Source organism: Nocardia thraciensis (genome assembly GCF_054782435.1).
In genome coordinates, this window is sequence record NZ_BAAGSM010000014.1 from 1 (window position 1) to 22,809 (window position 22,809).

General features: G+C 65.2%; 28 protein-coding genes, 2 tRNA genes and 1 pseudogene. 16 read left to right on the forward strand and 15 right to left on the reverse strand.

Going from position 1 to position 22,809, the window contains the following annotated elements; translation table 11 throughout:
* Positions 1-356 precede the first annotated feature (356 nt).
* From ACYVLQ_RS07150 to ACYVLQ_RS07160, 3 genes are all read right to left on the reverse strand, one after another.
* Positions 357-968 carry a hypothetical protein gene (locus ACYVLQ_RS07150; protein ID WP_460696592.1) on the reverse strand — a complete coding sequence of 204 codons (612 nt, stop codon included), beginning with the start codon at positions 966-968 and terminating at the stop codon, positions 357-359.
* A gap of 362 nt (positions 969-1,330) precedes the next feature.
* On the reverse strand, positions 1,331-2,008 hold the full coding sequence (locus ACYVLQ_RS07155) for a hypothetical protein (RefSeq protein WP_460696593.1): 678 nt from the start codon (positions 2,006-2,008) through the stop codon (positions 1,331-1,333).
* Between the two features lie 498 nt (positions 2,009-2,506).
* Positions 2,507-3,379: a transposase gene (locus tag ACYVLQ_RS07160; RefSeq protein ID WP_460696594.1), complete on the reverse strand. Its 873-nt coding sequence runs from the start codon at positions 3,377-3,379 to the stop codon at positions 2,507-2,509.
* A 270-nt stretch (positions 3,380-3,649) separates the two neighbouring features.
* Here ACYVLQ_RS07160 and ACYVLQ_RS07165 point away from each other — a divergent pair, with 270 nt between their 5' ends.
* The gene (locus tag ACYVLQ_RS07165; protein WP_460696595.1) at positions 3,650-3,979 is read left to right on the forward strand and encodes a hypothetical protein; all 330 of its coding nucleotides are present in this window, start codon (positions 3,650-3,652) and stop codon (positions 3,977-3,979) included.
* 131 nt (positions 3,980-4,110) lie between these two features.
* Positions 4,111-4,446 carry a histone-like nucleoid-structuring protein Lsr2 gene (locus ACYVLQ_RS07170; protein ID WP_460696596.1) on the forward strand — a complete coding sequence of 112 codons (336 nt, stop codon included), beginning with the start codon at positions 4,111-4,113 and terminating at the stop codon, positions 4,444-4,446.
* A 180-nt stretch (positions 4,447-4,626) separates the two neighbouring features.
* Here the strand turns inward: ACYVLQ_RS07170 and ACYVLQ_RS07175 are convergent, their stop codons facing one another.
* The 3 genes from ACYVLQ_RS07175 to ACYVLQ_RS07185 all read right to left on the reverse strand — a co-directional run bounded on the left by ACYVLQ_RS07175 (position 4,627) and on the right by ACYVLQ_RS07185 (position 7,192).
* Positions 4,627-5,091: an NUDIX hydrolase gene (locus ACYVLQ_RS07175; RefSeq protein WP_460696597.1), complete on the reverse strand. Its 465-nt coding sequence runs from the start codon at positions 5,089-5,091 to the stop codon at positions 4,627-4,629.
* The gene (locus ACYVLQ_RS07180; RefSeq protein ID WP_460696598.1) at positions 5,088-6,824 is read right to left on the reverse strand and encodes a ribonucleotide reductase N-terminal alpha domain-containing protein; all 1,737 of its coding nucleotides are present in this window, start codon (positions 6,822-6,824) and stop codon (positions 5,088-5,090) included. Before ACYVLQ_RS07180 ends, ACYVLQ_RS07175 begins: the two co-directional genes overlap by 4 nt.
* Before the next feature lie 92 nt (positions 6,825-6,916).
* A complete protein-coding gene (locus tag ACYVLQ_RS07185; protein WP_460696599.1) occupies positions 6,917-7,192 on the reverse strand; it encodes a hypothetical protein in 276 nt (91 codons plus the stop codon).
* Positions 7,193-7,444: 252 nt separating this feature from the next.
* Between ACYVLQ_RS07185 and ACYVLQ_RS07190 the strand changes: the two genes are divergently transcribed.
* The 3 genes from ACYVLQ_RS07190 to ACYVLQ_RS07200 are packed head-to-tail and all read left to right on the forward strand — an operon-like array spanning position 7,445 to position 9,145.
* Complete coding sequence (locus tag ACYVLQ_RS07190; protein ID WP_460696600.1) at positions 7,445-7,777, forward strand: hypothetical protein; 333 nt, start codon at positions 7,445-7,447, stop codon at positions 7,775-7,777.
* Positions 7,758-8,294: a DUF6879 family protein gene (locus tag ACYVLQ_RS07195; protein WP_460696601.1), complete on the forward strand. Its 537-nt coding sequence runs from the start codon at positions 7,758-7,760 to the stop codon at positions 8,292-8,294. Before ACYVLQ_RS07190 ends, ACYVLQ_RS07195 begins: the two co-directional genes overlap by 20 nt.
* Positions 8,291-9,145 carry a helix-turn-helix domain-containing protein gene (locus ACYVLQ_RS07200; RefSeq protein ID WP_460696602.1) on the forward strand — a complete coding sequence of 285 codons (855 nt, stop codon included), beginning with the start codon at positions 8,291-8,293 and terminating at the stop codon, positions 9,143-9,145. Before ACYVLQ_RS07195 ends, ACYVLQ_RS07200 begins: the two co-directional genes overlap by 4 nt.
* A gap of 17 nt (positions 9,146-9,162) precedes the next feature.
* Here the strand turns inward: ACYVLQ_RS07200 and ACYVLQ_RS07205 are convergent, their stop codons facing one another.
* Positions 9,163-10,398, reverse strand: coding sequence for a helix-turn-helix domain-containing protein (locus ACYVLQ_RS07205; RefSeq protein ID WP_460696603.1), 1,236 nt, complete (start codon positions 10,396-10,398; stop codon positions 9,163-9,165).
* A gap of 255 nt (positions 10,399-10,653) precedes the next feature.
* Here ACYVLQ_RS07205 and ACYVLQ_RS07210 point away from each other — a divergent pair, with 255 nt between their 5' ends.
* The 7 genes and pseudogenes from ACYVLQ_RS07210 to ACYVLQ_RS07240 all read left to right on the forward strand — a co-directional run.
* Entirely contained in the window at positions 10,654-10,863 is a 210-nt protein-coding gene (locus ACYVLQ_RS07210; protein WP_460696604.1) for a hypothetical protein, read from the forward strand.
* A 5-nt stretch (positions 10,864-10,868) separates the two neighbouring features.
* Positions 10,869-11,525: a hypothetical protein gene (locus tag ACYVLQ_RS07215; RefSeq protein WP_460696605.1), complete on the forward strand. Its 657-nt coding sequence runs from the start codon at positions 10,869-10,871 to the stop codon at positions 11,523-11,525.
* A 6-nt stretch (positions 11,526-11,531) separates the two neighbouring features.
* The gene (locus ACYVLQ_RS07220; RefSeq protein WP_460696606.1) at positions 11,532-11,750 is read left to right on the forward strand and encodes a hypothetical protein; all 219 of its coding nucleotides are present in this window, start codon (positions 11,532-11,534) and stop codon (positions 11,748-11,750) included.
* A 98-nt stretch (positions 11,751-11,848) separates the two neighbouring features.
* Positions 11,849-12,493 (forward strand): hypothetical protein, encoded by a 645-nt coding sequence (locus ACYVLQ_RS07225; protein ID WP_460696607.1) that lies wholly within the window; start codon positions 11,849-11,851, stop codon positions 12,491-12,493.
* A 3-nt stretch (positions 12,494-12,496) separates the two neighbouring features.
* Complete coding sequence (locus ACYVLQ_RS07230; protein WP_460696608.1) at positions 12,497-12,856, forward strand: hypothetical protein; 360 nt, start codon at positions 12,497-12,499, stop codon at positions 12,854-12,856.
* 148 nt (positions 12,857-13,004) lie between these two features.
* Positions 13,005-13,187: a hypothetical protein gene (locus ACYVLQ_RS07235; RefSeq protein ID WP_460696609.1), complete on the forward strand. Its 183-nt coding sequence runs from the start codon at positions 13,005-13,007 to the stop codon at positions 13,185-13,187.
* Positions 13,188-13,245: 58 nt separating this feature from the next.
* A pseudogene (locus tag ACYVLQ_RS07240) lies at positions 13,246-13,728 on the forward strand (recombinase family protein); the annotation flags it as partial.
* A 21-nt stretch (positions 13,729-13,749) separates the two neighbouring features.
* Here the strand turns inward: ACYVLQ_RS07240 and ACYVLQ_RS07245 are convergent.
* The 4 genes from ACYVLQ_RS07245 to ACYVLQ_RS07260 all read right to left on the reverse strand — a co-directional run bounded on the left by ACYVLQ_RS07245 (position 13,750) and on the right by ACYVLQ_RS07260 (position 14,556).
* Positions 13,750-13,944 carry a hypothetical protein gene (locus tag ACYVLQ_RS07245; RefSeq protein WP_460696610.1) on the reverse strand — a complete coding sequence of 65 codons (195 nt, stop codon included), beginning with the start codon at positions 13,942-13,944 and terminating at the stop codon, positions 13,750-13,752.
* Positions 13,945-14,031: 87 nt separating this feature from the next.
* A complete protein-coding gene (locus tag ACYVLQ_RS07250) occupies positions 14,032-14,259 on the reverse strand; it encodes a hypothetical protein (protein ID WP_460696611.1) in 228 nt (75 codons plus the stop codon).
* 121 nt (positions 14,260-14,380) lie between these two features.
* Positions 14,381-14,457: transfer RNA gene (locus tag ACYVLQ_RS07255), tRNA-Pro, on the reverse strand.
* Positions 14,458-14,485: 28 nt separating this feature from the next.
* Positions 14,486-14,556, reverse strand: a tRNA-Gly gene (locus ACYVLQ_RS07260).
* A 521-nt stretch (positions 14,557-15,077) separates the two neighbouring features.
* Here ACYVLQ_RS07260 and ACYVLQ_RS07265 point away from each other — a divergent pair.
* Complete coding sequence (locus ACYVLQ_RS07265; protein WP_460696612.1) at positions 15,078-16,085, forward strand: diguanylate cyclase domain-containing protein; 1,008 nt, start codon at positions 15,078-15,080, stop codon at positions 16,083-16,085.
* A 65-nt stretch (positions 16,086-16,150) separates the two neighbouring features.
* Entirely contained in the window at positions 16,151-16,939 is a 789-nt protein-coding gene (locus ACYVLQ_RS07270; RefSeq protein WP_460696613.1) for a DUF1542 domain-containing protein, read from the forward strand.
* A 115-nt stretch (positions 16,940-17,054) separates the two neighbouring features.
* Here ACYVLQ_RS07270 and ACYVLQ_RS07275 read toward each other — a convergent pair whose 3' ends face one another.
* Together ACYVLQ_RS07275 and ACYVLQ_RS07280 are read right to left on the reverse strand one after the other, a co-directional pair.
* The gene (locus ACYVLQ_RS07275; RefSeq protein ID WP_460696614.1) at positions 17,055-17,867 is read right to left on the reverse strand and encodes an Fpg/Nei family DNA glycosylase; all 813 of its coding nucleotides are present in this window, start codon (positions 17,865-17,867) and stop codon (positions 17,055-17,057) included.
* A 54-nt stretch (positions 17,868-17,921) separates the two neighbouring features.
* Positions 17,922-18,392: a ribose-5-phosphate isomerase gene (locus tag ACYVLQ_RS07280; protein WP_460696615.1), complete on the reverse strand. Its 471-nt coding sequence runs from the start codon at positions 18,390-18,392 to the stop codon at positions 17,922-17,924.
* A gap of 103 nt (positions 18,393-18,495) precedes the next feature.
* Between ACYVLQ_RS07280 and ACYVLQ_RS07285 the strand changes: the two genes are divergently transcribed.
* Entirely contained in the window at positions 18,496-19,650 is a 1,155-nt protein-coding gene (locus ACYVLQ_RS07285; RefSeq protein ID WP_460696616.1) for a M48 family metallopeptidase, read from the forward strand.
* Positions 19,651-19,711: 61 nt separating this feature from the next.
* Here the strand turns inward: ACYVLQ_RS07285 and ACYVLQ_RS07290 are convergent, their stop codons facing one another.
* A complete protein-coding gene (locus ACYVLQ_RS07290; RefSeq protein ID WP_460696721.1) occupies positions 19,712-20,362 on the reverse strand; it encodes a mycothiol-dependent nitroreductase Rv2466c family protein in 651 nt (216 codons plus the stop codon).
* 161 nt (positions 20,363-20,523) lie between these two features.
* Between ACYVLQ_RS07290 and ACYVLQ_RS07295 the strand changes: the two genes are divergently transcribed.
* A complete protein-coding gene (locus ACYVLQ_RS07295; RefSeq protein WP_460696617.1) occupies positions 20,524-21,744 on the forward strand; it encodes an NAD(P)/FAD-dependent oxidoreductase in 1,221 nt (406 codons plus the stop codon).
* A 116-nt stretch (positions 21,745-21,860) separates the two neighbouring features.
* Here the strand turns inward: ACYVLQ_RS07295 and ACYVLQ_RS07300 are convergent, their stop codons facing one another.
* Positions 21,861-22,712, reverse strand: coding sequence for a phosphoribosylaminoimidazolesuccinocarboxamide synthase (locus tag ACYVLQ_RS07300; protein WP_460696618.1), 852 nt, complete (start codon positions 22,710-22,712; stop codon positions 21,861-21,863).
* Positions 22,713-22,809: the final 97 nt, after the last annotated feature.

The window sequence follows — 22,809 nt, forward strand, 5'->3', positions numbered from 1 at the left end:
CGCCGCACTCACCTGCTACAAGAAACTCACGAAGGCGAAATCAGCGACATGAGACACGGTCTTAGAGGACGGCGATCTGGTATGCGGACAAGTGCTAGAAGGCAGTGGTCGGGTGGTACAGATGTGCCGCGGTATCGGCCGTCGGACTCTTCTTCGCGGTCTGGCCGTTCGCGCCACCGCGTGTCCCACGCTGCCAGCAGTTGCTCTGGGTGACCCGGGCAAGCAATTGACGCATAGCTCGCAGTTTTGCCAGCGGCTCGGACCACTGGCGGGCTAACGTGCCCAAAGCGTCAATCGGCAGATGATACAAACAGCTGTCCCGTACAAGCGGAAACGGGGAATCGAATGGGACGGATCTACAATCCAATCCCCACCAGGTAGTTCTCCACATCGCGCTTCTTGCCCAGATTCGCGGGCCAGTCGTATGAGCCATCGCTGAGCCTCGCCACTACTGCGTTATGAAGCTCAGCGAATGGTTTCTGCCAGGGGGTTCGTTGCTGTGATATCTCCTTGAGCGCTTCGACCAGCTTGTCGATCAGGATTCTATTTTCAATATTCCAGTCTGGGCGATGCCTCATCAAGTCGTCCGGAGCGTTTGCATTATTCGCCCGGTATGAAACCTCGCGCCATGCGGTTAGATGCAATGAATGAACCTCGATTGCACGTCTCCGACTCTTGAGATACGCGTCCAAGTTAGTATCGATGGCCAGACTGCCAAAACTTCTGTGCATAAATACATCGGTGGGGAATCGACTACTCGACAGCGTGTAGAACTCCATCAAGGACCGTGCATGCACGTGAATGCTGTCCTGGATCATTGTGCCAACTTCGGGCAGTAGTTTGTTCGCATTGCCTTTGGCCGCCTCCGTACCTCCAGCGCCAACGGCGCTCCAGGCATAACCGGCCGTTGCCAAGCACCGGTAGTCGTAGATTACATGCAGAAAGGCGTCCTTGGGGTCTATTGCCATGTTCACATTATAGCCTTATCATACTTGCAAACCGGAACTCATTGGCGCACACTTCTGAAGAAGCTAATTGGAGCAACTACATATGAAATAATTCTACACACCGGCAACGAGGAGCCTCTACCACCTGGACGGTCCAGCACTTGCGGCAATTCCCCATCTCTATAGTGGAGTCATTGATACCGATGACGCTGTTCAGGCTGACGAGGATTTAGTCGAAGATGAAGTGATCCACAGAGATGGCCAAACATTAACCTTGTCTGAAATATACGCAGAAGCTCGACAGGTATTGTCTCAACCAGCATCCACAGACTCACCCATCTAGATTTTCGGCTCTTACAACCAGGCATGTCGGCATCACAATCTCAGCGCCTCCGCACTATTACGCGCTTACGCCCTTGCGCTATCCCGGTTCCATTTCCCCGTGCCCACAGAACGAGATTCGCAGCGATTCTGTCGTTATGTGTAATTGACCCTTCGGCAACGGCGAAACCGCGCAGCGCTTCGTCACGTTGGGCTACAATTGACAGCTTTTCTGCAAGCGGCGCCAGAAATGACTTCCACATGGTGTTTCGGAGTAGCAAGACGTGGTCGCGGAACCGCTCCACAAGTGCTTCTTCATCACTCGGTCCTATTGAAGTTTCGATCAGGAGCCGCAAAGCCCGCACATCGGGCTGAGCGTCGTAACAAACGACCGCATGGACATCCTCGAATCGGGGACCACGCCGATGCGCCACATGATCGTGACGCCACTCCAGAATCTCGTTGTGAAAATCGGATATGTGTGGATCGCCAGTTGCAGCGAATAGCGCCTCAAGGTCGATCTTACGCTTCTTATCGCCTTGCCCTACACGCACGTAACTGATGACAGCAGACTCCCAAAACGCTCTGCGAATAAAGGCAGTCGCTAGCGAGGCAGGAGTGCTGCGCCGTGCTTCGAGCGCTTGGCCCGACTGAATGAGATCAAACCAGGCAGAACCCCACTTGCGGAGCCTGTTGGCCTCGACAGTGGTCAGCGCTACATGTAACTCCTCGGACTCCATAGTTTTACATCCCAGCACATGCATGCCCCCGCCGCTACTCAATTTTGACACCACTGACGAGCGGGATGGCGGTATGTACGGATCACACACGAGGATCATCGCAGATCGCCGAAGAACCGGCCGTGAAAGTATTGATCCGAATGCGGATCACTTATTCGGCGGCCACGCTGCTGTATGCAGCACGCGAAATCCACTCGACGGTTTGGAGGTCGGGTTGTGGTGGAGACTCGGATCTCATTGCTACCATAAGGCATAACGCAGATATCATCAATCAAAGATAGTTCGCAGCAGATACTCAGCTGGTCAGCGACGGACCCGAGCGCCAAGAATCCGATGCGAGCAGTGAACACATTTTGTACTCGACGGATACGCGACGGTTGGGCTTGATACGCCATCACCTACTCAACCATCAGGTCCAAGCAATAAGTTATTCAATGACGTCGCTACGATTCTTCACTATGTCGGCTCCGCCGGTTCGGTGGGCCTGCGGCGACTACTTCATCCAGCCAGGCCAAGATCCGCGGCTTCGGTATTGTCCCGCAGCGCATCGCGCAGGCGGATCAACAGGCCGCCAGTCTGGTGGTAGTGATACGCCTGGTAGACCGAAGCCCATCTGCCGTACCGGGACGGCAGATGCGACCAAGGCACTGGGTGGGCGAACTTGAATCGGAGGGCATCGAGTGTGCGGCGCTTGCTATCCAGTTCGCGAGCACTGCGATCGCGGAGGCCGTGTCGGCTGCGGACATGTCCGAAGAACGGCACGAGGAGCCGCCACTCCGCATCGGTCAGGTCGGTGTGTGCTGGCCCGACGACGTACTCCCACGCGAACAGCAACTCGGCTGGCGTCAGCCTGCGGACAAGATCGTCAGCATTCGGTTGGCGGGTAGCGCCGGAGAGCATAGTGACCGGGAGCAGTTCGAAGTGGTTGGTCGCCCTGGCGAGCCCCTGCCAGTCAACGTTATCGCCGTGGGCTTCCAGCCAGGTTTCGGCGTCGAGGCGATCGTCCTCGCTCGGCCATTCCTCAAGACGACCGATCAGATCATGGAGCGTGGGGACGGCCGAGACGGCAGCGCGGCGGACGTCAAAGGCAATCTCCCACGGCTCCAAATCGGCAATGAGGCCGTCGACCGCGGCAGGTCGTTGACTCGGTTCGATCGGCCGCGCGGCATCGTCGAGGAACAATTGGTCGAGCACGGCGTCCGGACAGTGACGCAGTAGGTAGTCCTTGACTGCTTCCCGAAGTTCCGGCGTCCACGCCTGTACATCGAAGCCGACATCGCCCTCGTTGGCGACATTGTATCGGTAGATGTTGCCGAATTGTGGGTCGAGATGTCGTGCGAGGAGTTCGTATCTGGAGTATTCGTTGTCCATTCGTCTTTATTTTGACCGGATTTGGGAACCCGGTCAAGCTTTACCTTTGCGCGTGATGTTCGAGAAGGGACACAAGTGCCTCTTTGGCGGGTGCTTGTGCATCCTTCCCTATGGTTCTGTTTTAACTCTCTTCGTAGTTTCCATCAATAGGCTTTGCGAAGAAAGAGGCGTAGTTTCGTCACGACGCTTGTGTGACGTATTATCTACATTCCCTATTGATGTTCAACAGAGGTAATTATATAATTCAGACAGTAAACGGAGATCACATGTATGCCGCCAGCATCATCGAACTACAAAGCAACATCTATTGAAGCGAAGACCGTTCCAGAATTGGAGCAACACCTTCGGGGCATCAATCTCGATCAACGCCACATCACCGACGACGACCTCGGTGCGGACATCGACACTCGCGCCCTCTGGGCGGCAGATACCCTGCTGCACTACGCCAAGCGGGTTGGCGATACCCAGGAAATTGATACTGCCCTAGTTGACCTTGTCGCTGATCTACAGCACCTCACGCACGCACTAGGCAAAGACTTTCAAGCCATCCTCGCCGCGGCAGACCGACACGTCGAAGCCGAAGCAGCGGACGAGCGGTAGGGATTATCCGCTCCGGATTCCTCGGCGCGCGGAAAGCCGCCAGCGTTCCCGCGTGCCGGTTGAGCACCTGGTCGAGCGGCGTTCTAAACTGACCGCTCCGGCATTTCTGATGAAGACGAGGGGCGATACACATGGCGAAGAAGGTTACCGTCGAACTGATCGACGACTACGACGGCAAATCCAAGGCTGAGGAGACGGTGCGCTTCGGCGTCGACGGCGTTGAATACGAGATCGACTTGTCGATGAAGAACGCAGGCAAACTGCGTGAGGCGTTCGAGCAATGGACAGGTCCCGCCCGCAAGGTTGGTCGAATCCCGAGGGGCAAGAGCAAGATTAGCGGCCGCACCTCAGCCGACAAGGAGCAGACTGGCGCGATCCGGGATTGGGCCCGGAAGAACGGCTACGACGTGTCCAGCCGCGGCCGCATCTCGGCGGACGTCGTGGAGGCGTACAACAAGGCGAGCTAGCTGACCGTGACGCCAGGATTCCGCCCGGCGTGAAACAGCCGGCGGGATCGAGAGCCAGCCTGCTGGAGTCCGGCGCGAAGGGGTACCCGACTCCAGCAGGCTGGTTGCCCAGCACGGCGGAACTTCTTCGGTCCGGCCGTCAGGTATTCGGAGCGGGCAGACGCTTGGTTTGGCCGATTTCTACAGCTTCGTAAGTCCCTGGCCCGCCTTCACCACCAGGCCGATCTCCACCGCCCACCGCACCGCGGCCGGGATGGTGTCGATCTTCGGCTCGAACGCGTCCAGCTGGTCGACGGGCACCCAGGCGCAGTCCGAGTACTCGTCGTTCAGCTCGATGTCGCCGCCTGTGTACTCGGCGTAGAAGTGCGGCAGAATCATGCTGTTGCCGTCCTTCTTTTTGAACAGGACATTGTACGACAGGTCTTCGGCGATCGAGATCATGGCAGCTTTGCCGATCTCTTCTTCCTTTTCGCGGCGGATGGCATCGAGGATACTGCCGTCTGTGGTTTCCATCTTGCCGCCAATAAGCGAATAGACGCCGTCATAGTCGGCTTCGCCCTTACGGCGGGCCAGCAGAACGCTATTGGTTGCGGGGTCGACCACGACCAGCTTTTGGCAGTATTGGAAATGGGTGGTATCGCTCATGTTTCTCCTTGTGCAGTGAGGGGCTGTAGTTCTTTCGGCTGCGCGTCGCGGCTGCCGTCGACATACACCGTGACGCCGCTCATGTTGGCTTTGTAGCCCGCGCAGTAGACGTCGCGCACGTTGTCGGCCGTGGAGCCGATCGGCAGGTTGATCGTCTTAGAAATGGCCTCGTCGGTGTATTGCTGCAAGCTGGCTGCCATCGCTATATGCCCCGCCGGGCTAATTTCAGATGCAGAAGCCAAGATGTCATGAACTGGCTGTGAATGCGTCGAGGGGTCCGCGTAAATGGATTCCCGGTACCCATTTCGAACGATGCGCTCCAGCGCGGCACGCACCTCCATGTTCGCCGAGAAGGTATCGAAATGCGGCTCGATACCCGTCGAGGCGTCGATCACCAGCGCGCTGCGGCCGGTCGGCGGCAGGGCGATGGTCGACACGTGGCGCAGCATCCCTGTCGCCGCAACATGTTGAGACAGCTGGCGCCAGGCTGTGGCTGGTACCGTGCCCGATTCGAGCTGCCCGTACAGCCGCTCAAGATGCCCCGGCGTTTCCCGGTGACGGTTGCCGATCAGGCTGGTGCGCATGGCGTCGAACGGCCCGCGCTGTTCGGCCAGGCGCACCGACTCCTCCTTCGACGTGAAGTTGATGAAGGACAGTATGTCCGCCATCAGCGTGCGGGCCGCTTCGGAGTCGTACGGCAGGCCCGCCGCGCTGAGCGCGTCGGCCAGGCCGCAGAGGCCAATGCCGATCTTGCGCTTCTGGGCCAAGACGTGGCGAGCCCGCGGGCCCGCGAGCGTCCGCTGGCTGACCTCAAGGCTGTTGTCCAGGGCGCGGGTCAGCAGCCGGGTGGTGTCCGCCAGCTTCGGCGTGTCGATCGCCGCCTGCCCGAACCTGGCGGTGGCGACGAACTTTCGGATGTTGAGGTAGCCGAACTGGCAGGTCTCGCCCGCGATCAGGCCAACCTCGGCGCACGGCGCGGTCGTGGTGTACGCGCCCATGCCGGGCAAGGGGTTTCGGGCGTTCATCCGGTCGAGGAACACGATGCCCGGATCGGCGCAGGCCGCAGCGGTACTGCACAGCGTGTCGAACAGCTGGCGGGCATCGACCTGGCGGCCGTCGCGAAGTTCAACCTGCCCGCCGCGTTCCATCGCCTCCATGAAGCCGCGGTCGAGGTCAACCGAGATGTTGAACTTCCAATCGATGCCGTCCGACGCCGCGTCGACCTTGGCATGGATGAACTCATTGATCTTCGGATGGCGCACGCTCAGGATCGCCATGTTGCCGACCGGCCGATCCTCCCGGCCGCCCTCAGCGCTCTCCACCGCCACATCGTTGAGGAAACGCAGCGTGGCGACCGGGTCGTCGGTCTCATCGAGATTGAAGCCGGTGCCCATGCCTTGCTCGTGCAGCCGGATGATTTCGTCCTTGAGCTGCCGCGACCGGGCAGGATCGAAGTCGACGGTCGGCACCGTGCAGGCGGTGAGCGGCCGGTCCGGGTAGCGGCCAGCGTTGGTCATGACGGGCGTGCTCATCACGATCTCTGCGGCTGTGAGGGCCGAACCGAAAGCCTCAGCGAACTGCGCACCCGTCCGCCGATCTGAGAACTGCGTCTCCTGTCGAGCAAGCGTGTCCGTGACGCGCCGCACCATCGCGTCCGGCGTCTCCTCGACGCCAATGATTCTGCCTCTTCGAAGGACGTGCTCGGCCCGTGTGGACGGTACAAATTGCGGCATGGGGAGTGCTCATTCCTGCTGGTTCGCGACAGCACGAAACAGGAGCCTGGTCAGAACACCAGGCACCCGAGGAGCGCTGACTCGTTACTGAATTACCTAGGCGCGGCGGCGACCGGCGGTGTCGCCTGCCAGCGCTGAAGCTGTGTCGCACTGGCGAATTCGTCGGTGCTGCCGAGCACCTGGGCCTCAACCAGGTCGACGCCGAACGCGTCGGTGGACGCTTCGGTGACGGCGGCAATCATGGCCCTGGCGGTGTCGGCGATGGACTTCTTGTCGTCGACCGTCGTCCATCGCCCTACTGCCGGCACTTCGATCAGCCACCGGCTGCCGCAACAATGCACCCGGACGAGATACTGGCTCAGCGACATACGCTCCCCTCGCTCCGTGATGGGGCAGCTCGGCGCCAGGGACAAGCAAGCCAATTGCGCTGTCCCGAGCGGGCTTTCACCTGACGCCGAACTACTGCCTGTCGACGCTAAGACGGCTCGGTTCCGGGAAGCCAGCGTCTTGCACGGTCTTGCTCGGATTCGGCCAAAACTTCGGCGAGCGAGCAAGCTGGAGATAGCATCGGCCTACCGCGTGCCAGCGGCGACACACCATCTGGACAGGGGGCCTCCACCATGGATGACCTGACATTTCTGGGCAAAGCCGGTTCGCTCAACAAGGACTGCCCGACCGTCTACGCCACCGATCATGAGACGTTCGTGATCCAGGGCTGGCAGACCGACGAACCCGACACCATCGAAATCCCACACGTTCTTCTCGGGTTCATCGAGCAGGGAAGCTATGTCGGCGCGGTGCTGACCGACACCGGCCGGGGTACCTTCACACTGTCGGGTCGGGTGATCGCCGATCCGGAAACGCTCGGCCGGTTGGAGCTGGCCGAGGACGAGATGGCGATCGAAGTACCGGCGCTAGAGAGGACGTTCTTCGGTGCAGCTGCTGCCCGGTGACGAGTGGACCGACCTGTTTCAGCGGTGCACCGGCGAGGCGTTCCACCTGGAGGTCCGCGACGCCTACGCCGTGCCCGCTGAATCCGAACACTTCAGGCGGTTCCTCGACGGCGAGCCCGACGACTACGTGACCTTCCAACAGCCGTGGCTGACCCTGATGCGCGACGTCATCGCGAAAGGTGTTGCGGTACGGCGGATTCGGGTCGTGAGCGTGCCGCACAGCGACTACCACCGTTGGGTGCTGGTGGCGACGGCACCGTCAGTCGAAGCCGGTGAAGACATCCGGTACGTCCCGCGGCACGTGGCGGGCGAAGTGCCGCCCGACGACTGGTGGCTGTTCGACGACGAGCTGCTCGCCTTCAACCTGGTCGACACGAATGGCAAGCCAGCCGGGCTGGCCGTCACCACCGATCCGCAGCTCGTCGGTCACTGCCGCAGCGTGAAGCAGCGCCTGTGGGAGCTGGCGACCCCGTATGCCGACTACGCCGCGAACGCTGCCACGCACGCCGGTCAGTGACGGACTCGGTTCAACAAGCACGTGAAGCACTCGGCCTGCGGCTCAGGGAGATCCGGCGGGCGGCCGGGCTGAACGGTCGCCAGCTCGCCAGCCTGGCCGGCTGGCACGAGTCCAAGGTGTCGAAGATCGAATACGGCAAGATCAAGCCGTCCGACGCCGATCTGCGGGCCTATTGCACCCACACCGGCGCCCTCGACCAGCTGCCGGATCTGGCAGCGACCCTGCACCACATCGAGGCCGCCTACCTGGAATGGCGGCGCATCCTCAATACCGGCACCAAGCGCGTCCAGAACGAAACCGTCAAGCTGGCGCAGCAGACGAAGCTGATGCGTCTCTACCAGCCGATCATGGTGCCGGGCATCCTCCAGACAGCGGATTACGCCGCCACCGTTCTGCGCAAGAGCATCGACTTCTTCCACATCCCGGATGACCTGGAGCAAGGCGTCGCCAAACGGCTTGAGCGGCAACAAGTTCTCTACCACGGCAAGCGCCAGTTCCGAATCATCATGGGGGAGCAGGCACTGCACACCACCGTCGGCGGCGGCGACGTCATGGCCGGGCAACTGGACCGACTGATCGCCGTGATCGGATTGCCCCGCGTCCTGGTGGGTATCGTGCCTGCTGACGCCGAACTGACCATGGCCACAACCAATTTCGTCATCTACGACAACCGCATGGTTCTGGTCGAAGCGATTACGGCGGAGCTGACCATCACCCAGCCGCGAGAAATCGCGCAGTACGCCGAGGTGTTCGACACCCTCGCGCGCAGAGCGGTCTTCGGCGAGACTGCCCGCACCCTGATCGCCAAAGCGCTGGAACAGCGACGGTCACGACCCACTGGTGGACCGTGACCGCCCGTCACCAGTGATCAGGTGCTGGCCACCAGCTCCAGAAACTCGCGCACTTCGGGCACCGCCCGGTGCGGCCGCACGTCCTGCACGATGCTGTCGATGGTGGATTGCAGCCGCGTCGACGTCATGCTGGAGATCTGTTCGAAGTGGTCGATCAAGAGTTGGCAGCCCGTAGCGATCTCGCCCCCCTGAATATCGTTCTCGGCCAGCTTGATACGCCAACCGACGTTCTCCCGTGGCCAGGCAGCCGTGCCATCGACCGCCTCTTGCAGGTAGGCCGTCGCCGCACGGTGGTCGCCGATCCGCATGTATGACCATCCGGTCATGCCAGCCAACGCGGCCGGTGGCAGGTACACCCAGTCCGGGTCATGACCGCGCCCCGATTCGTAAGCGCGGTGCGCCCGGCTAATGGCGTTCACCATCGCACTGCTATCGCCTGTCGCGCTGTGGGCGCCCGCCTCGTAGATCGCGCCCACAGCGCGCAGCCTCGGGCCGCCATCACGGCGAGCAGCATTTTGCGCGGCCTCAGCGAGGTTGACGCCATCCACTGGACGTGCCTCTTTCGAAGGCTTGGATGGGCCGAAGCCGCCCTGAAAGCTCTGCATGCTGGCGTTGAGCAGGGCATGCGACGCGGCGATCCCGTCGTTCGCAGCTGCCGCCGTTTGGGCGGCTTCGGCGTAGTAACGCCGGGCCCGATCCAAATGGCCCGCATCGAAGTGCACCCACCCCGCCGCGGTCATCATTTCTGCAGCGGCGCTGGTGAGTGCCTGCCCAGCCGCTTCGGTGTAGCTGCCACTGTCGAGCAGCTGCTCGACGTAGCGCACTTCGTTGGCGGCCAGGCGGCACAGCCGGTCGCCACCAACGAGCAGATCGAGTTCGTGAATTTGGTTGGTACTGGCGGTAATCTCGGCAACCTCGGTGGCCCCGACATGGACGCTTCCGGTTGCTGAAGTTGCTGTAGCTGTGTGTCCCACGGTTCCTGCCGCCGTAGCAGTTCCGACCCCGAGGGCGCTGGCTCGTAGGAAATTGCGACGATTCACGTCCGCCTCCTCGTCCGACTCCACCACCAGTATGGCAAGCGGAACGCGAAGTGCCTTGGCGATACGGCGCAGCACCCGCACATCATGGATGGCGGCACCATCGTGTTCGAGCTGCGAAATGACCGGCTGCGTGTACCCGAGGATCGCGCCCAATTCAGCTTGCGTCATCCCGAGCGATTTCCGGATCCGGCGGATGACCTCGCCAGTTGTCATGTGCATGCTGCTGTCCCTGCTTCTTCAAGTGAACGTGCATTTGCAAGATCGTCTGGCCGCTCGGGACACGTTGCCAGGCAAAGGGTTTGGCCCTTTCTGGCACTTTATACGGTTTTCCGCATATTTCAGAGGTTTCGCGTATATGCGCCGGTAAAAGGCCTAAACCCCGCCTTACCGTCAAAGCCGCGCCCGCCATCGGGGCGCGCCTCCCCCTCGGCAGGCGCGCCGGTGGCCCTGACGAACCGAGGTCCCACCATGCACTCCCTGGCCATGCACCAGACCATCGCCCTGACCCAACAAGAAACCCATCTGGCGCCGGAGACGCCGTTCACCGTTGAGCGGGCCCACACCGTCATGCAGTTCCACGTGGCCTGCCGGGCGACGAAATGCCCGCGCAAGGCCGCCGCGCTCCAAGTTCTCGCCGATGCCGACCGCCTGGTGCCGTCGACGACCCACCCGCGGTGAGCGACATGAACGACCAGGCGGACCACGGCGTGCCAGAGGATGCGCCGTCCGGCACCAACGACTGCACGGCGGGCCCAGCCGATGCCGTAAGGAGGTCGGAGCCCGAACCCGGTGCGGCTCAGCCGATCCCGGAATGGGCGCCGCCCGAACCGTTGCCCTCCAGTGAGATGTTCCTGGCGACCTTCGCAGGCGCCCAGCCGGTAACGGCAGGCGACATCCTGAATCCGGCCTACGGCATGGTCGAGTGCCAGCGGGACTACCGGTTGGCCGTCGAGGTGCTGGCGGATACGGAGGCGGCCTACGGCGAATTGCAGGCCGCCGCCAAGACCCTGGTGTTGACGCAAGCGGACCTCGACATGCTGACGATCGTCATTGACGATGCCGTGCTGGCGCGGATTGCCTTGCAGCGCAAGGCATTGGCGCTGGCATCGTCGTCGATCCAGGCTCCGCTCGACCAGCCCCCGGAGGTGCCCACGCATACCGAGTCCGTTGGGGAGATCGCGGCCAAGCTGGCGGAGCTGTGGGAGCGGGCTGTCAGCAAGGGCGCGGATCCACAGGCCACGGCCACGGCCGAGGCGCACGAGTTGGCCGTGCTGTGCGACGGGTACGACTGCCTGGCCGCGGAGATCGAATCCGGCCAGCGAACGCTGCCGGGGATGTGATCCGGCATGCGGCCCGTCACCCCGCCTCGGCCTCCGCGGCGTCTCCGGCACATCCACATCGAGTCCGGCGCGTTGAAACTGGATTTCCAGGCTCCGGCCGAGCAGGCGCAACACGTTGCCGACGAGTTGGCGGGTGCCTTCGCCGACATGGAGCTGCGCGTCACAGTGGACGACGACGTACGGCCGGATCTACCGCCGTTGCCGTGCAGCGAGCTGTGGGACTGAGGCCCGGCCGGGCCCGCGCGCTTTTGTACAACCTTGTTTCTTCCCAACATATTTCGTGCGTTGCTGGCAACGCCACCTCCTGAAGGGATGCCCCATCCATGCCTGACGACCAGCAGGCCCCGTCCACCGACCGCCCTGTCCACCACGTCTTCTACGGCGCCGACCCAGAGCGACCCTTGGCCTTCACGCTGCCGCCGGTGGAGGCGACGCCGGAGACGCCGTTGCCGGATGCCGGAGCGTTTCTGCGAGTGTGCGCCGGGACAGAAGAACCGGGCACGGCCCTGTTCCGAGTGGCAGTGCAACTGGTCGGCAGCTGGCGGTATGTCCATGAGCAGCGGCCAAAGGACCCGAAGGATCTGGCCCAGCTCAACGAACAGCTCAACCTGACCACCTGGCTCATCGACCGTGAGGCGGGTGGTCACACCAAAGCTGTTGTGTACCAAGCAGATGCGCCACTGAGCCCCTCGAGGTACGGGCAGTGGGTGTCGTGGTTGGTCTGGAAGTACGTGCTGTATGCGCTGCGGCAGAACGATCCGAAGCACAGCGAGCGGGATGCCGCCGAACTCGGCTGGTGCATCGAATCGTTCAACGAGCTGGTGACGGCGGTACGGGATGGGCGGCTGCGGTTGCCACCGGAACAGGGGTCGGAGGGAGACGGGACGGAGTTTCCGCCGAGGCGGGTGTGGCCGGAGAGTCCGAACGGGAATGCCCGAGCGAATGGTTCGGCCCCGGCCGGTGGCTAGGCGATGCCGCCGCTGGTCTGGCTGGTGTGGTCCGCCTCGGTGGCTTTCGCCGCCGCGCTGGGCTTCCGCGTCGGGGTGTGGTGGCAGCGCATCCACCAGCCCGGCCAGCACGCCTTCCTCCCCGGTCAGCGTCACCGTGACGAAGCACGCACGGCTGCCGAGTCCCACGGCGGCGGGACGGAAGAGCCGACCGACCCGATCCCGCGACCGCCGGCCGCGCCCGGTGCTCACCGCTGGCCGAGCGGCGACGCCGACACCGAGGTCCTGCCCAAGCTCCAGGACATCCGGCCGCCGACGCGGCCGACGCCGATCCGCAAGCCGCCGTGGGTCGATCGCCCGCGGCGGCCGAGACATCGGCGGTGACGGTGATGCTGGTGTCCGAGCGGCCCGCCGAGCTACATCCGCTGACCCGCCTGACGACCTCGCTGCTGGCTTCCGCGCTGCGCCAGGCACTTCCGGCCACGGCGCTGCAGCACCTTCCCAGACTTCCTCGCCCAAGAGAGCCCATGCCATGAGCAGCAACAGCTTTGTCTCGGCGGACAGCCCGCTGGCCGAGCACATGTGCCAGGTGCAGCTGCTGGAACTGACGCGAACGCGGGCGTTCGAACTGCGCTACGCGCACCGCCATCACCATCCGGACGAGTGCCTCGTCCACCTGGCGGTGGCGATGTTCCTGCTGGACGTGGCGGACTGATTCGCGCCCGGTGCCCAGCCATCCCTATCTTCCACACCGAGACGAGAGCCCCATGTCTATGGCTGACTATCCCTGCCGCCTGATCCTGGTGCTGTACGCCACCGGCACCTACACGCTGGCGCATCTGGAAGCCACCATGGCCGACCTCGGCCTCACCTCGCGACGCACCGTCAAACCCCTCACCGACAGCACCCTCCACGAAAGACTGTCCGACCCTTACTACCTCGGGTACGTCGTCTACAAGGGCGAGATCTACCAAGGCCGCCACGAACCCATCGTCGGACAAGAACTGTTCGACCAAGTCCAAGACGTCCTCAACGCCCGAAGCGCCGCAGGCCAACGCGACCGCGTCCACCAGCACCACCTCAAAGGCGGACTGTTCTGCGGCCGCTGCCACCGCACCGGACGCACTGCCCGACTCATCTACACCGAAGTCACCGGCCGCGGCGGCCGATACGGATACTTCGTCTGCCGAGGCCGCCAAGAAGGACTCTGCGATCTGCCCTACCTGCGCGCCGAAGCCGTCGAAGACGCCATCGTCGAGTACTACCGCGAACTCCAACTACCCGACACCTTCATCACCGACGTCCGCGCACTCCTGGAAACCACACTCGGCAACGAACAAGCCGCCACCCGCACCATGCACCAAAGCCTCCAACGCAAGCTCAAAGAACTCGACACCCACGAAAACCGGCTGCTCGACCTCGCCACCCTCGACACCATGCCCACCGCCAAGATCCGCGCCAAACTCCTCCACATCTCCGCCGAACGCGAACGAGTCAACGCCCGACTCGCCACCACCGGAGCCGAACTCGGCATCGGCGCCGGAGTCCTCCGCGACGCCCTACACCTGCTCACCAACCCTTACCAGCTCTACGCCGACGCCAAGAACCCCGCACGCCGCCACCTCAACCAGACATTCTTCGAACGTTTCTACCTCGATGACACCCGAGTCGTCGAAGACCAGAAGACACCCCTGTTCCAGGAACTGGCCGAAGCCAAAGCCGTCCACCAGCAACGACAGACCACCACCGGAACCGGAATCGGCAAGATCAACGAACGTGCCAACCACACCAGGACACCCAGCCACAGAAACGCGAGAAGCCCCCGCGATGCGGAGGCTTCCAGTGTTCACCCAAAGTCGCCCACCTTGGCTGGCGTTCTTACGGACGCCGGTTCAAGTAAGGCAGCTATGGTCGGGGTGACAGGATTTGAACCTGCGACCACCCGCTCCCAAAGCGGGTGCGCTACCAAGCTGCGCTACACCCCGTTGCGGGGCGGTAGACGGCCCCTGCCGGAGCGGGCGACGGGAATCGAACCCGCACCATCAGCTTGGAAGGCTGAGGTTCTACCATTGAACTACGCCCGCACGCATACGACATCAATGGGATCGCCACTATGTCGTCTGCGCCTAGGACTGTACCGAACCTCGCTTCGGAAACGCCAATCGACGGCCCCGGGTGTCCCCGGTAGGCCGCCGCACCGGACACCCCTACGCCACGGCGTGGCGGCGCGCCGATCGCGCGGGCCGGTCTCGGCGCCGCTTCTCGGGCGGTGACGGTTCGCTCCGATTCCACTGCACACGGCGTGGCGGCGCGAACACGCTGAACACGCCGCCCGCGACACGCGGACAAAGGTGTAACACCGGCCGCTCTGCACCGATCTCACAACCGATCGCCATTCGCGAGATATCGGAACAGGTTGTAAAACACCATATTTCGGTGTCGAGTGGCTTGCTAGGATCCTTTTTGCCGGACGGGGGTTTCTGGAAAGGGGGCGGTGAGCGTGCATCGAGCAAGGTGTAGCGGACCGCATAGCAGTAAGCACGATCCGGAGGGCGTGACCGGCTGGGGAGCCGGCACTGACGGCGTTCGTGTGAGGTGAGCATCGATGCCCGCCGAACTCGAGACGCAGGCCATCGCGGCCACCACCCGGGACTGGGTCCGCGCCGTCTACAGCGGCAGCGGCCTGACCGTTTCACCGGAACATCTGGAACGGGTTTTCGCCGGGATCATCGACGAACTGCTGGATCTGGCAGGCTCGGAACCGTTTCCGGTCCCGGCCGCCCGGGCCATCGGCCGCCGGCTGGCCGAGACGCCGTTCGATCGCACCCGCATGCTGGCGCCGGCCACCCGCGCGCTGCTGGGCTTCGCCCCGGGTGAACCGGGCGCCCTGGTAGCGACCCGGTGGCCGTTCGTGGCCAGCCACGCCATCGACGCCTACGCCGAGGCGCTGCAGCAGCGGGCCCTGGCCCAGCAGGAGCGCAGCCTGACCGAGGCGGTGTCGGTGCGGGTGCAGGAGATCGCCGCGCTGCAGCACCGGCTGCGCCACGAGGCCACCCACGACGCGCTCACCGACCTGGCCAATCGGTCGCTGCTGCAGGAGCGGGTCCGGCTGATGGCGACCGACCGCTCCCGGGGAGTCGGGCTGCTGCTGATCGACCTGGACGACTTCAAGCAGATCAACGACGGCCACGGCCACGCGGTCGGCGACGAGGTGCTGGTGGAGATCTCCCGTCGGCTCCGCGCGACCTGCCCGGGAGACACGGTGGTCTGCCGATACGGGGGCGACGAGTTCGTCCTCGCGCTGCCCGCTGGCCGAAATACGCTGGGCGAGTTGGCGATGCGGATCCTGGGCACCCTGCAGAATCCGGTGCCCACCAGTTGCGGACCGGTGCCGGTATCGGCCAGCGTGGGCACCGCGTACTGCCCGCCCGGTCGCTCCTGCGACTTCTCCGACCTGTTGCGCAGCGCGGACCGGGCGATGTACTCGGCGAAGACGGCGGGCAAGCGCAGGTTCGCGCTGTCGGAACTCGACGACGAGGAGCCCGAGCCCGGCGGGTACGCACCCGCCAGGCTGGCCGACCTGGACGACTACGACACCACGCTGGCGGGCTGAGCCACCCGGGAGCGGCGCTCCGCGGCGCCCGATCGGCACGCCGGCGTCCGCGTACGCTGGTCGATGTGACAACGCTTCTGATCCTCGTGGTGCTCGTACTGGCGGTGTTTCTCGCCGTGACGTACTTCGGTCGCAACGCGCAACGCAACCGGCAGGCCACGCAGCTCGCCGATGCCAAGGCCGAGGCCCGCCGCCTCACCGAGCGCCTCGGCGGGCAGGTCTACAACCTGGTCGGCAGCAACGACGCGTCCAAACAGGCCCTGGCCGACGCGGGAGAGCGGCTGAACGCGGCCGGTTCACAGATCGACCAGGCCACGACGGTCGCGCAGGCCCGCCTGGCGAAGGAGACCGCGGTGGAGGGCCTGTACTACGTGCGGGCGGCCCGCACCGCGATGAACCTGGACCCGGGTCCGCCGGTGCCCGAACTCGACGGCCAGCGCTCGGCGGGCCAGGTCACCGAGGACCGCACGGTGGACTTCGAGGGCCGCCGGATCGAGGCGTCCCCGTCACCGTCGCCGCGGACGCCCAACTACTACCCCGGCGGCCGCGTCGCCGGGCGCCCCGTGCCCGCGGGCTGGTACTCCGAGCCGTGGTGGAAGACGGCGCTGGTGGCGGGCGCCTGGGGTATCGGTTCGGTGCTGCTGTTCGACGCCCTGTTCAGCGGCATGTCCGGGGTGGCGTACGGGGCCGCGGGATTCGAGAACGGTTACGGCGAAGGCTATGACGCGGGCTTGCAGGCCGGGCAGGACAGCGGCGATGCGGGTGGCGGCGACCAAGTCGGCGGCGATCCGGGCGGATTCGACGGCGGCGGCGGATTCGATATGGGCGGCGGATTCGACGGCGGCGGATTCTGAGCTGTCACCGACCCGAGCATCCGGCGGCTGAGGGCTACGGCGGCTGCTGAACCCGACAACTTCTCAGCCCGGCGGTCGGCAACCGCGACTTCCGACCTCCCGATGCTCCGCCGGATCAGCCGGGCTGACAGGTGGGGCACCAGAACAGGTTTCGGCCCTCCAGCACCGCGTGCAGCACCGTCGAACCGCAGACGCGACAGGGCTCCCCCGCGCGCCGGTAGACATAGGTGCGGGGTTTGCCGTCGGCGTATGACGGTGCGCCACGGTCGTGTTCGCGGCGCACGACCACGATCTTGCCGCGCCGCACCCCGACCCGCATGAGCTCGACCAGATCGGCCCACAGCTCGCCCCACTCGTCCGCGGTCAGGTCGCGGCCGCGGCGCTGCGGCGAGATACCGTGCCGGAACAGCAGTTCCGCGCGATAGACATTGCCGACGCCCGCGACCACGGCCTGATCCATCAGCAGCGCGGCCAGTGGCCGGGAAGAGCGCCGGATGCGCTCCCAGGCCCGGTCCGGATCGGCGTTGCGGCGCAACGGGTCCGGGCCCAGCCGCGCGGTCAGGGCAGACACCTCCGGATCGTGCAGCACCTCGCACGCGGTGGGACCGCGCAGGTCGGTGCCGTACGCCTCGGCGGTCCGGCCGCCGCCGACCATCCGCATCCGCACCTGCCCCACCGGATCACCCAGCGGCCCGGTCGATTCGGTGAACGTACCGTAGAGGCCCAGGTGCACGTGCACGACCAGCCCCGAGTCGTAGTGGTGCAGAAGGTGTTTGCCCCACGCCTCGGCCCGCACCAGAACGCGCCCGTCCACCAGCGCGGCACCGTCGGCGAAACGCCCCTGCGGGCTCGACACCCGCACGATTCCCCCGGCGAAACGTTTCTGATGCAGCTTCGCCAGCCGATGCAGCGTATGACCTTCCGGCATCTACTGTTTCCACCTCATCGAACGATATCGGCGCCGAGCCGAACCGGCCCGCGCTCAGCTGGGGACCGCGGGGGCCTCGCCGGTCTTCTCGTACTCGGCGAGAATGTCGATGCGGCGCTGGTGGCGGGCCTCGCCGGACCACGGGGTGGCCAGGAAGGCATCGACGATGGCGAGCGCGTCCTCGGTGCTGTGCATGCGGCCGCCGATGCCCATGAGCTGGGCGTTGTTGTGCTCGCGCGCCAAGCGGGCGGTCTCGACGCTCCAGGCCAGCGCGCAGCGGGCGCCGGGCACCTTGTTGGCGGCGATCTGCTCGCCGTTCCCGCTGCCGCCGAGCACGATGCCGAGGCTGCCCGGATCGGCGACGACGCGGCGCGCGGCATCGATGCAGAACGCGGGATAGTCGTCCGCGGCGTCGTACTCGCGGGCACCGCAGTCGACGACCTCGTGGCCCGCTCGCTGCAGGTGGTCCTTGACGTCGTTCTTCAGTTCGAAACCGGCATGGTCGGCACCCAGGTATACGCGCATGGCACGCATTGTGTCAGGCGCTCGGGGGCCGTTTCGCCCGGGGCCGAGGCATGCGCGCGGGCGGCGACAGCAGGGCGAGCGATCACTGCCTAGGGTTGCAGCTATGCAGCCCGAGGACAGAACGTCGCCTCCGACAGCGCATTCGGCGCCCGCGGCGGGCCCGCCCGACCGCGGTCTCACCGATATCCCCGACTGGAATCCGCAGGACGGACCGCCCGGCTGGGCGCCGCAGACGCCGTATTCGCCACCGCATCCGCCGGTGGTCCAGCAGATCCGCGGGCTGTCGCCGTTCGGCATGCCCGCCCGGCACAGCTGGGAGATTCCGCTGCTGGTGATCGTCATCGTGGTCACCGTCCTCGGCTATCTGCTCAGCCTGCTGCTGTTGTTGGTCGGCCGGATCAACGACTACATGCTCCTCCTGCTGGCCGCGCCGCTGCTGCTGTACCTCGGCCGCGGCCTGAACTACGCGATGCAGCGGGTCAACGCGGTGCAGATGTCGCCCACCCAGTTTCCCGAGGGTTATCGGATGGTGGTGGAGGCGGCGCAGCGCTTCGGGATGGCCACCGTCCCCGACGCCTTCGTCCTGATGGGCAGCGGTCAGATCAACGCCTTCGCCTCCGGGCACGGGTTCCGCCGCTACGTCGTCGTATACAGCGACATGTTCGAGGTGGGTGGGCGGGCCCGCGACCCCGACGCGCTGGCGTTCATCGTCGGCCACGAGGTCGGGCACATCGCGGCCGGGCACGTGTCCTACTGGCGGCAGCTGGGTATGTTCCTGGTGCCGTTCCTGCCGATCCTCGGCAATTCGCTGATCCGCAGCCAGGAGTACACCGCAGACAATCACGGCTACTGCAACCGGCACCTCGGCGCACCCGGGGCGATGCGGGTCCTGGCGGGCGGCAAATGGCTGCACCCGCTGGTCGGGTTCGACGAGATGGCCGACCGGGCGGCGCGGGAGAAGGGCTTCTTCGTCTGGATCGCCAATGCCATGTCCTCGCATCCGGTGCTGACCTGGCGCATGTGGGCCCTGCGCGACCGCAGCAGGCACGGCAAGCTGTTCTGGCGCCCGAGCGCCCCCGTCCCGCCGGGCAACCAGGGCCCGCCGCCGAGCTACCCGCCGATGAGCGGTCCGGGCTACACCCAGGGCCCACTGCCCGGCGGGCAGAGCTATCAGCCAGGCGCCCCGGGACAACCGCCGAGCGGGCAGGGCTACCAGCCAGGCGCACCCGGACAACCATCCAGCACACAGGACAAGTAGCAAGAAGTTTCGCCTGGGCGGTCGGTGCCCCGGGGTGCACCCGGGGCGTCGGCCCGCGACCTCAGTCGAATTCGGGGTCCTCGGTGCGGGTGCGCTTGAGTTCGAAGAAGTGCGGGTAGGAGGCGAGGGCTACCGCGCCGTCCCAGACCTTGCCCGCATCCTCACCGCGCGGGATGCGCGACAGCACCGGGCCGAAGAAGGCGACGTCGTTGATGTGGATGGTGGGCGTGCCGACGTCCTTGCCGACCTTGTCCATCCCGGCATGGTGGCTCTCGCGCAGGGCCGCGTCGTACTCGGTGCTGTCGGCCGCCGCGGCCAGCTCGGCGGGCAGGCCCAGCTCGGCCAGGGATTCGGCGATGACCACGGCCAGCCGCTCGCCCCGGTCCTCCTGCGGGTACTCGTCGCGGCGATTGTGGATGCGGGTGCCCATCGCGGTGTAGAGCGGGGCGAGCACCTTCTCGCCGTGCTGCTGGGCGGCGGCGATCGCCACCCGGACCGGCCCCCACGCGGACTTCATCAGCTCCACGTAGATCTCCGGCAGGTCGTCGCGGTCCTCGTTCAGCACCGCCAGGCTCATCACGTGGAAGCGGGTCTCGATATCGCGGACCTTCTCGACCTCGAGGATCCAGCGGGAGGTGATCCAGCACCACGGGCACAGCGGGTCGAACCAGAAGTCCACGCGGTCCCTGGCGCCGGACGGGGTGGTCGTCATATCGCTCACGTCGGAGTCCTCTCGGGAGGTCGGGGCAGCACCGCGTCGCGCAGGTGCCGTCGACACTCATCAACGACGGAAACTTCCGGATATTTCCCGACCCGGCCCGCCGCGGGCAGTAGGGTCGGAAATGACCTGGCCGCCGTTGTACGGAGGTTCTCATGAGCACAGATTCCAGGTTCGTCATCGTCGGCGGCGGGCTGGCCGCGGCCAAGCTCGCGGAGGCGTTGCGCGGCAACGATTTCGACGGCAGGCTCACGCTGATCAGCGCGGAGGAGCAGCTGCCCTACGAGCGGCCGCCGCTGTCGAAGGAACATCTGCTGGGCAAGCAGGCGCTGGCCGACTTCACCATCGATCCCGCCCAGTGGTATCGCGACCACCACGTCGAGATCATGCTCGGCACCACCGTGACCGCGATCGACCGAGCCTCGAAAACCGTTGCCCTGCCGGATGGTTCGACACTGCCCTACGACAAGCTGGCGCTGGCTACGGGATCGCGGCCGCGGCGCCTGCCGATCCCCGGCGCCGACGCCCAGGGCGTATACGAACTGCGCACCATCGAGCAGTCCGACGCCCTGATCGCACTGTTCGGCTCGGCTCGGCGCCTGGCGGTGATCGGTGCGGGCTGGATCGGCCTGGAGGTGACGGCGGCCGCTCGCGCCGCCGGTGTCGAGGTGACGGTGCTGGAGACCGAGCAGGCGCCGCTGCAGGCCGCGCTCGGGACCGAGATGGGCAAGGTATTCGCCGAGCTGCACCGCGCGCACGGCGTCGACCTGCGCTGCGGGGTCCGGGTCGCCGAGATCACCACCTCCGGCGGCAGGGCGACGGGGGTCCGGCTCGAGGACGACACGGTCGTCGAGGCCGACGCGGTGCTGCAATCGGTGGGCGCGCGGCCGAATATCGAGCTGGCCGCCGACGCGGGCCTCGCCGTGGCGAGCGGCGTGCTGGTGGACGAGAGCCTGGCGACCGGCGATCCGGATATCGTCGCGGTCGGCGACATCTCCGATCAGCAGCATCCGGTACTCGGGCAGCGCATCCGGGTCGAGCACTGGGCGAATGCGCTCAACCAACCGGCGGTGGCGGCGCTCACGATGCTCGGCAAGCCCGCCGCTTACGACCGGCTGCCGTACTTCTTCACCGACCAGTACGACCTGGGGATGGAGTACACCGGCTACGTCGCGCCGGGCGCGGCGGCGACCGTCGTGGTGCGCGGTGATACCGGCAAGCGCGAATTCGTGGCATTCTGGCTGGATTCCGGGAATCGGGTGCTGGCGGGCATGAACGTCAACATCTGGGATGTCACCGATCGGATCAAGCAGCTGATCACGGCCGGAGATCCGGTCGACCCGCAGCGCCTGGCCGACGCCTCGGCGCCGCTGTGAGCCGCCGACCGGCCGCACGATCGCCGTCTACGAGAACGACGAGATCAACACCCGCGCGCTGGCGGAGATGTTCCGGCACATCGTCGCGACCAATCGCGCGGGCGGATGGCGAAAGGTCAAGGCGCGGAACTGATCGTGGTGGACCCCGGCCAGGTGTTCCCCGTGATCAGTTCGTAGGCCTCCATGTACTTCCGCCGGGTGGCGGCGACGATGTCGGCGGGGATCTCGGGGCCCGGGGGTTCCTTGTCCCAGCCGGTCGAGGTCGCCCAGTCGCGCACGAACTGCTTGTCGAAGGAGTGCTGCGGGCGGCCCGGCTCCCATTCGGCGGCGGGCCAGTAGCGCGAGGAGTCGGAGGTCAGCACCTCGTCGCCGAGGGTGAGAACGTCACCGTCCCAGCCGAATTCGACCTTCGTATCGGCGATGATCACGCCGCGCTCGGCGGCGTAGGCGGCGCCGCGGGAGTACACATCGAGGGTGAGATCGCGCAGGCGCTCGGCGACCGCGCGGCCCTCCTGCCGCACCACGTCGTTGAAGGTGATCGGCTCGTCGTGCCCCTCGGACGCCTTGGTGGTGGGCGTGAAGATCGGCTCGGGCAACCTGTCGCCCTCGCGCAGCCCCGGCGGCAGCGCGATACCGGATACCGAGCCGGTGCGCTCGTACTCCTTCAGGCCCGAACCGGACAGGTACCCGCGGGCGATGCACTCGACCTGCACCATCTTCAGCGGCTTGACGCGCACCGCGCGCCCGGCGAATTCATCCGGCACATCCGTGGTCGACAGCACATGGTTGGGTACATCCGAGAAATACTCGAACCACCAGTTCGACAGCTGGGTCAGCAGCGCACCCTTGTCCGGAATCGGCGTGGACAGCACCACGTCGTAGACCGACACGCGGTCGGAGGCGACCAGGAGCAGCGACCCGCCGTCCTCGTACAGATCGCGCACCTTGCCGGAGTGGATGTGCTTCAACTGTCCTCCTCGTGACTGCGGGACGGCGGCGTGACCGACGCACAGCTTACCGACGTGGCATTGTGGGTTTGGCACAGCTCTCCGAACAGCGAAGGAG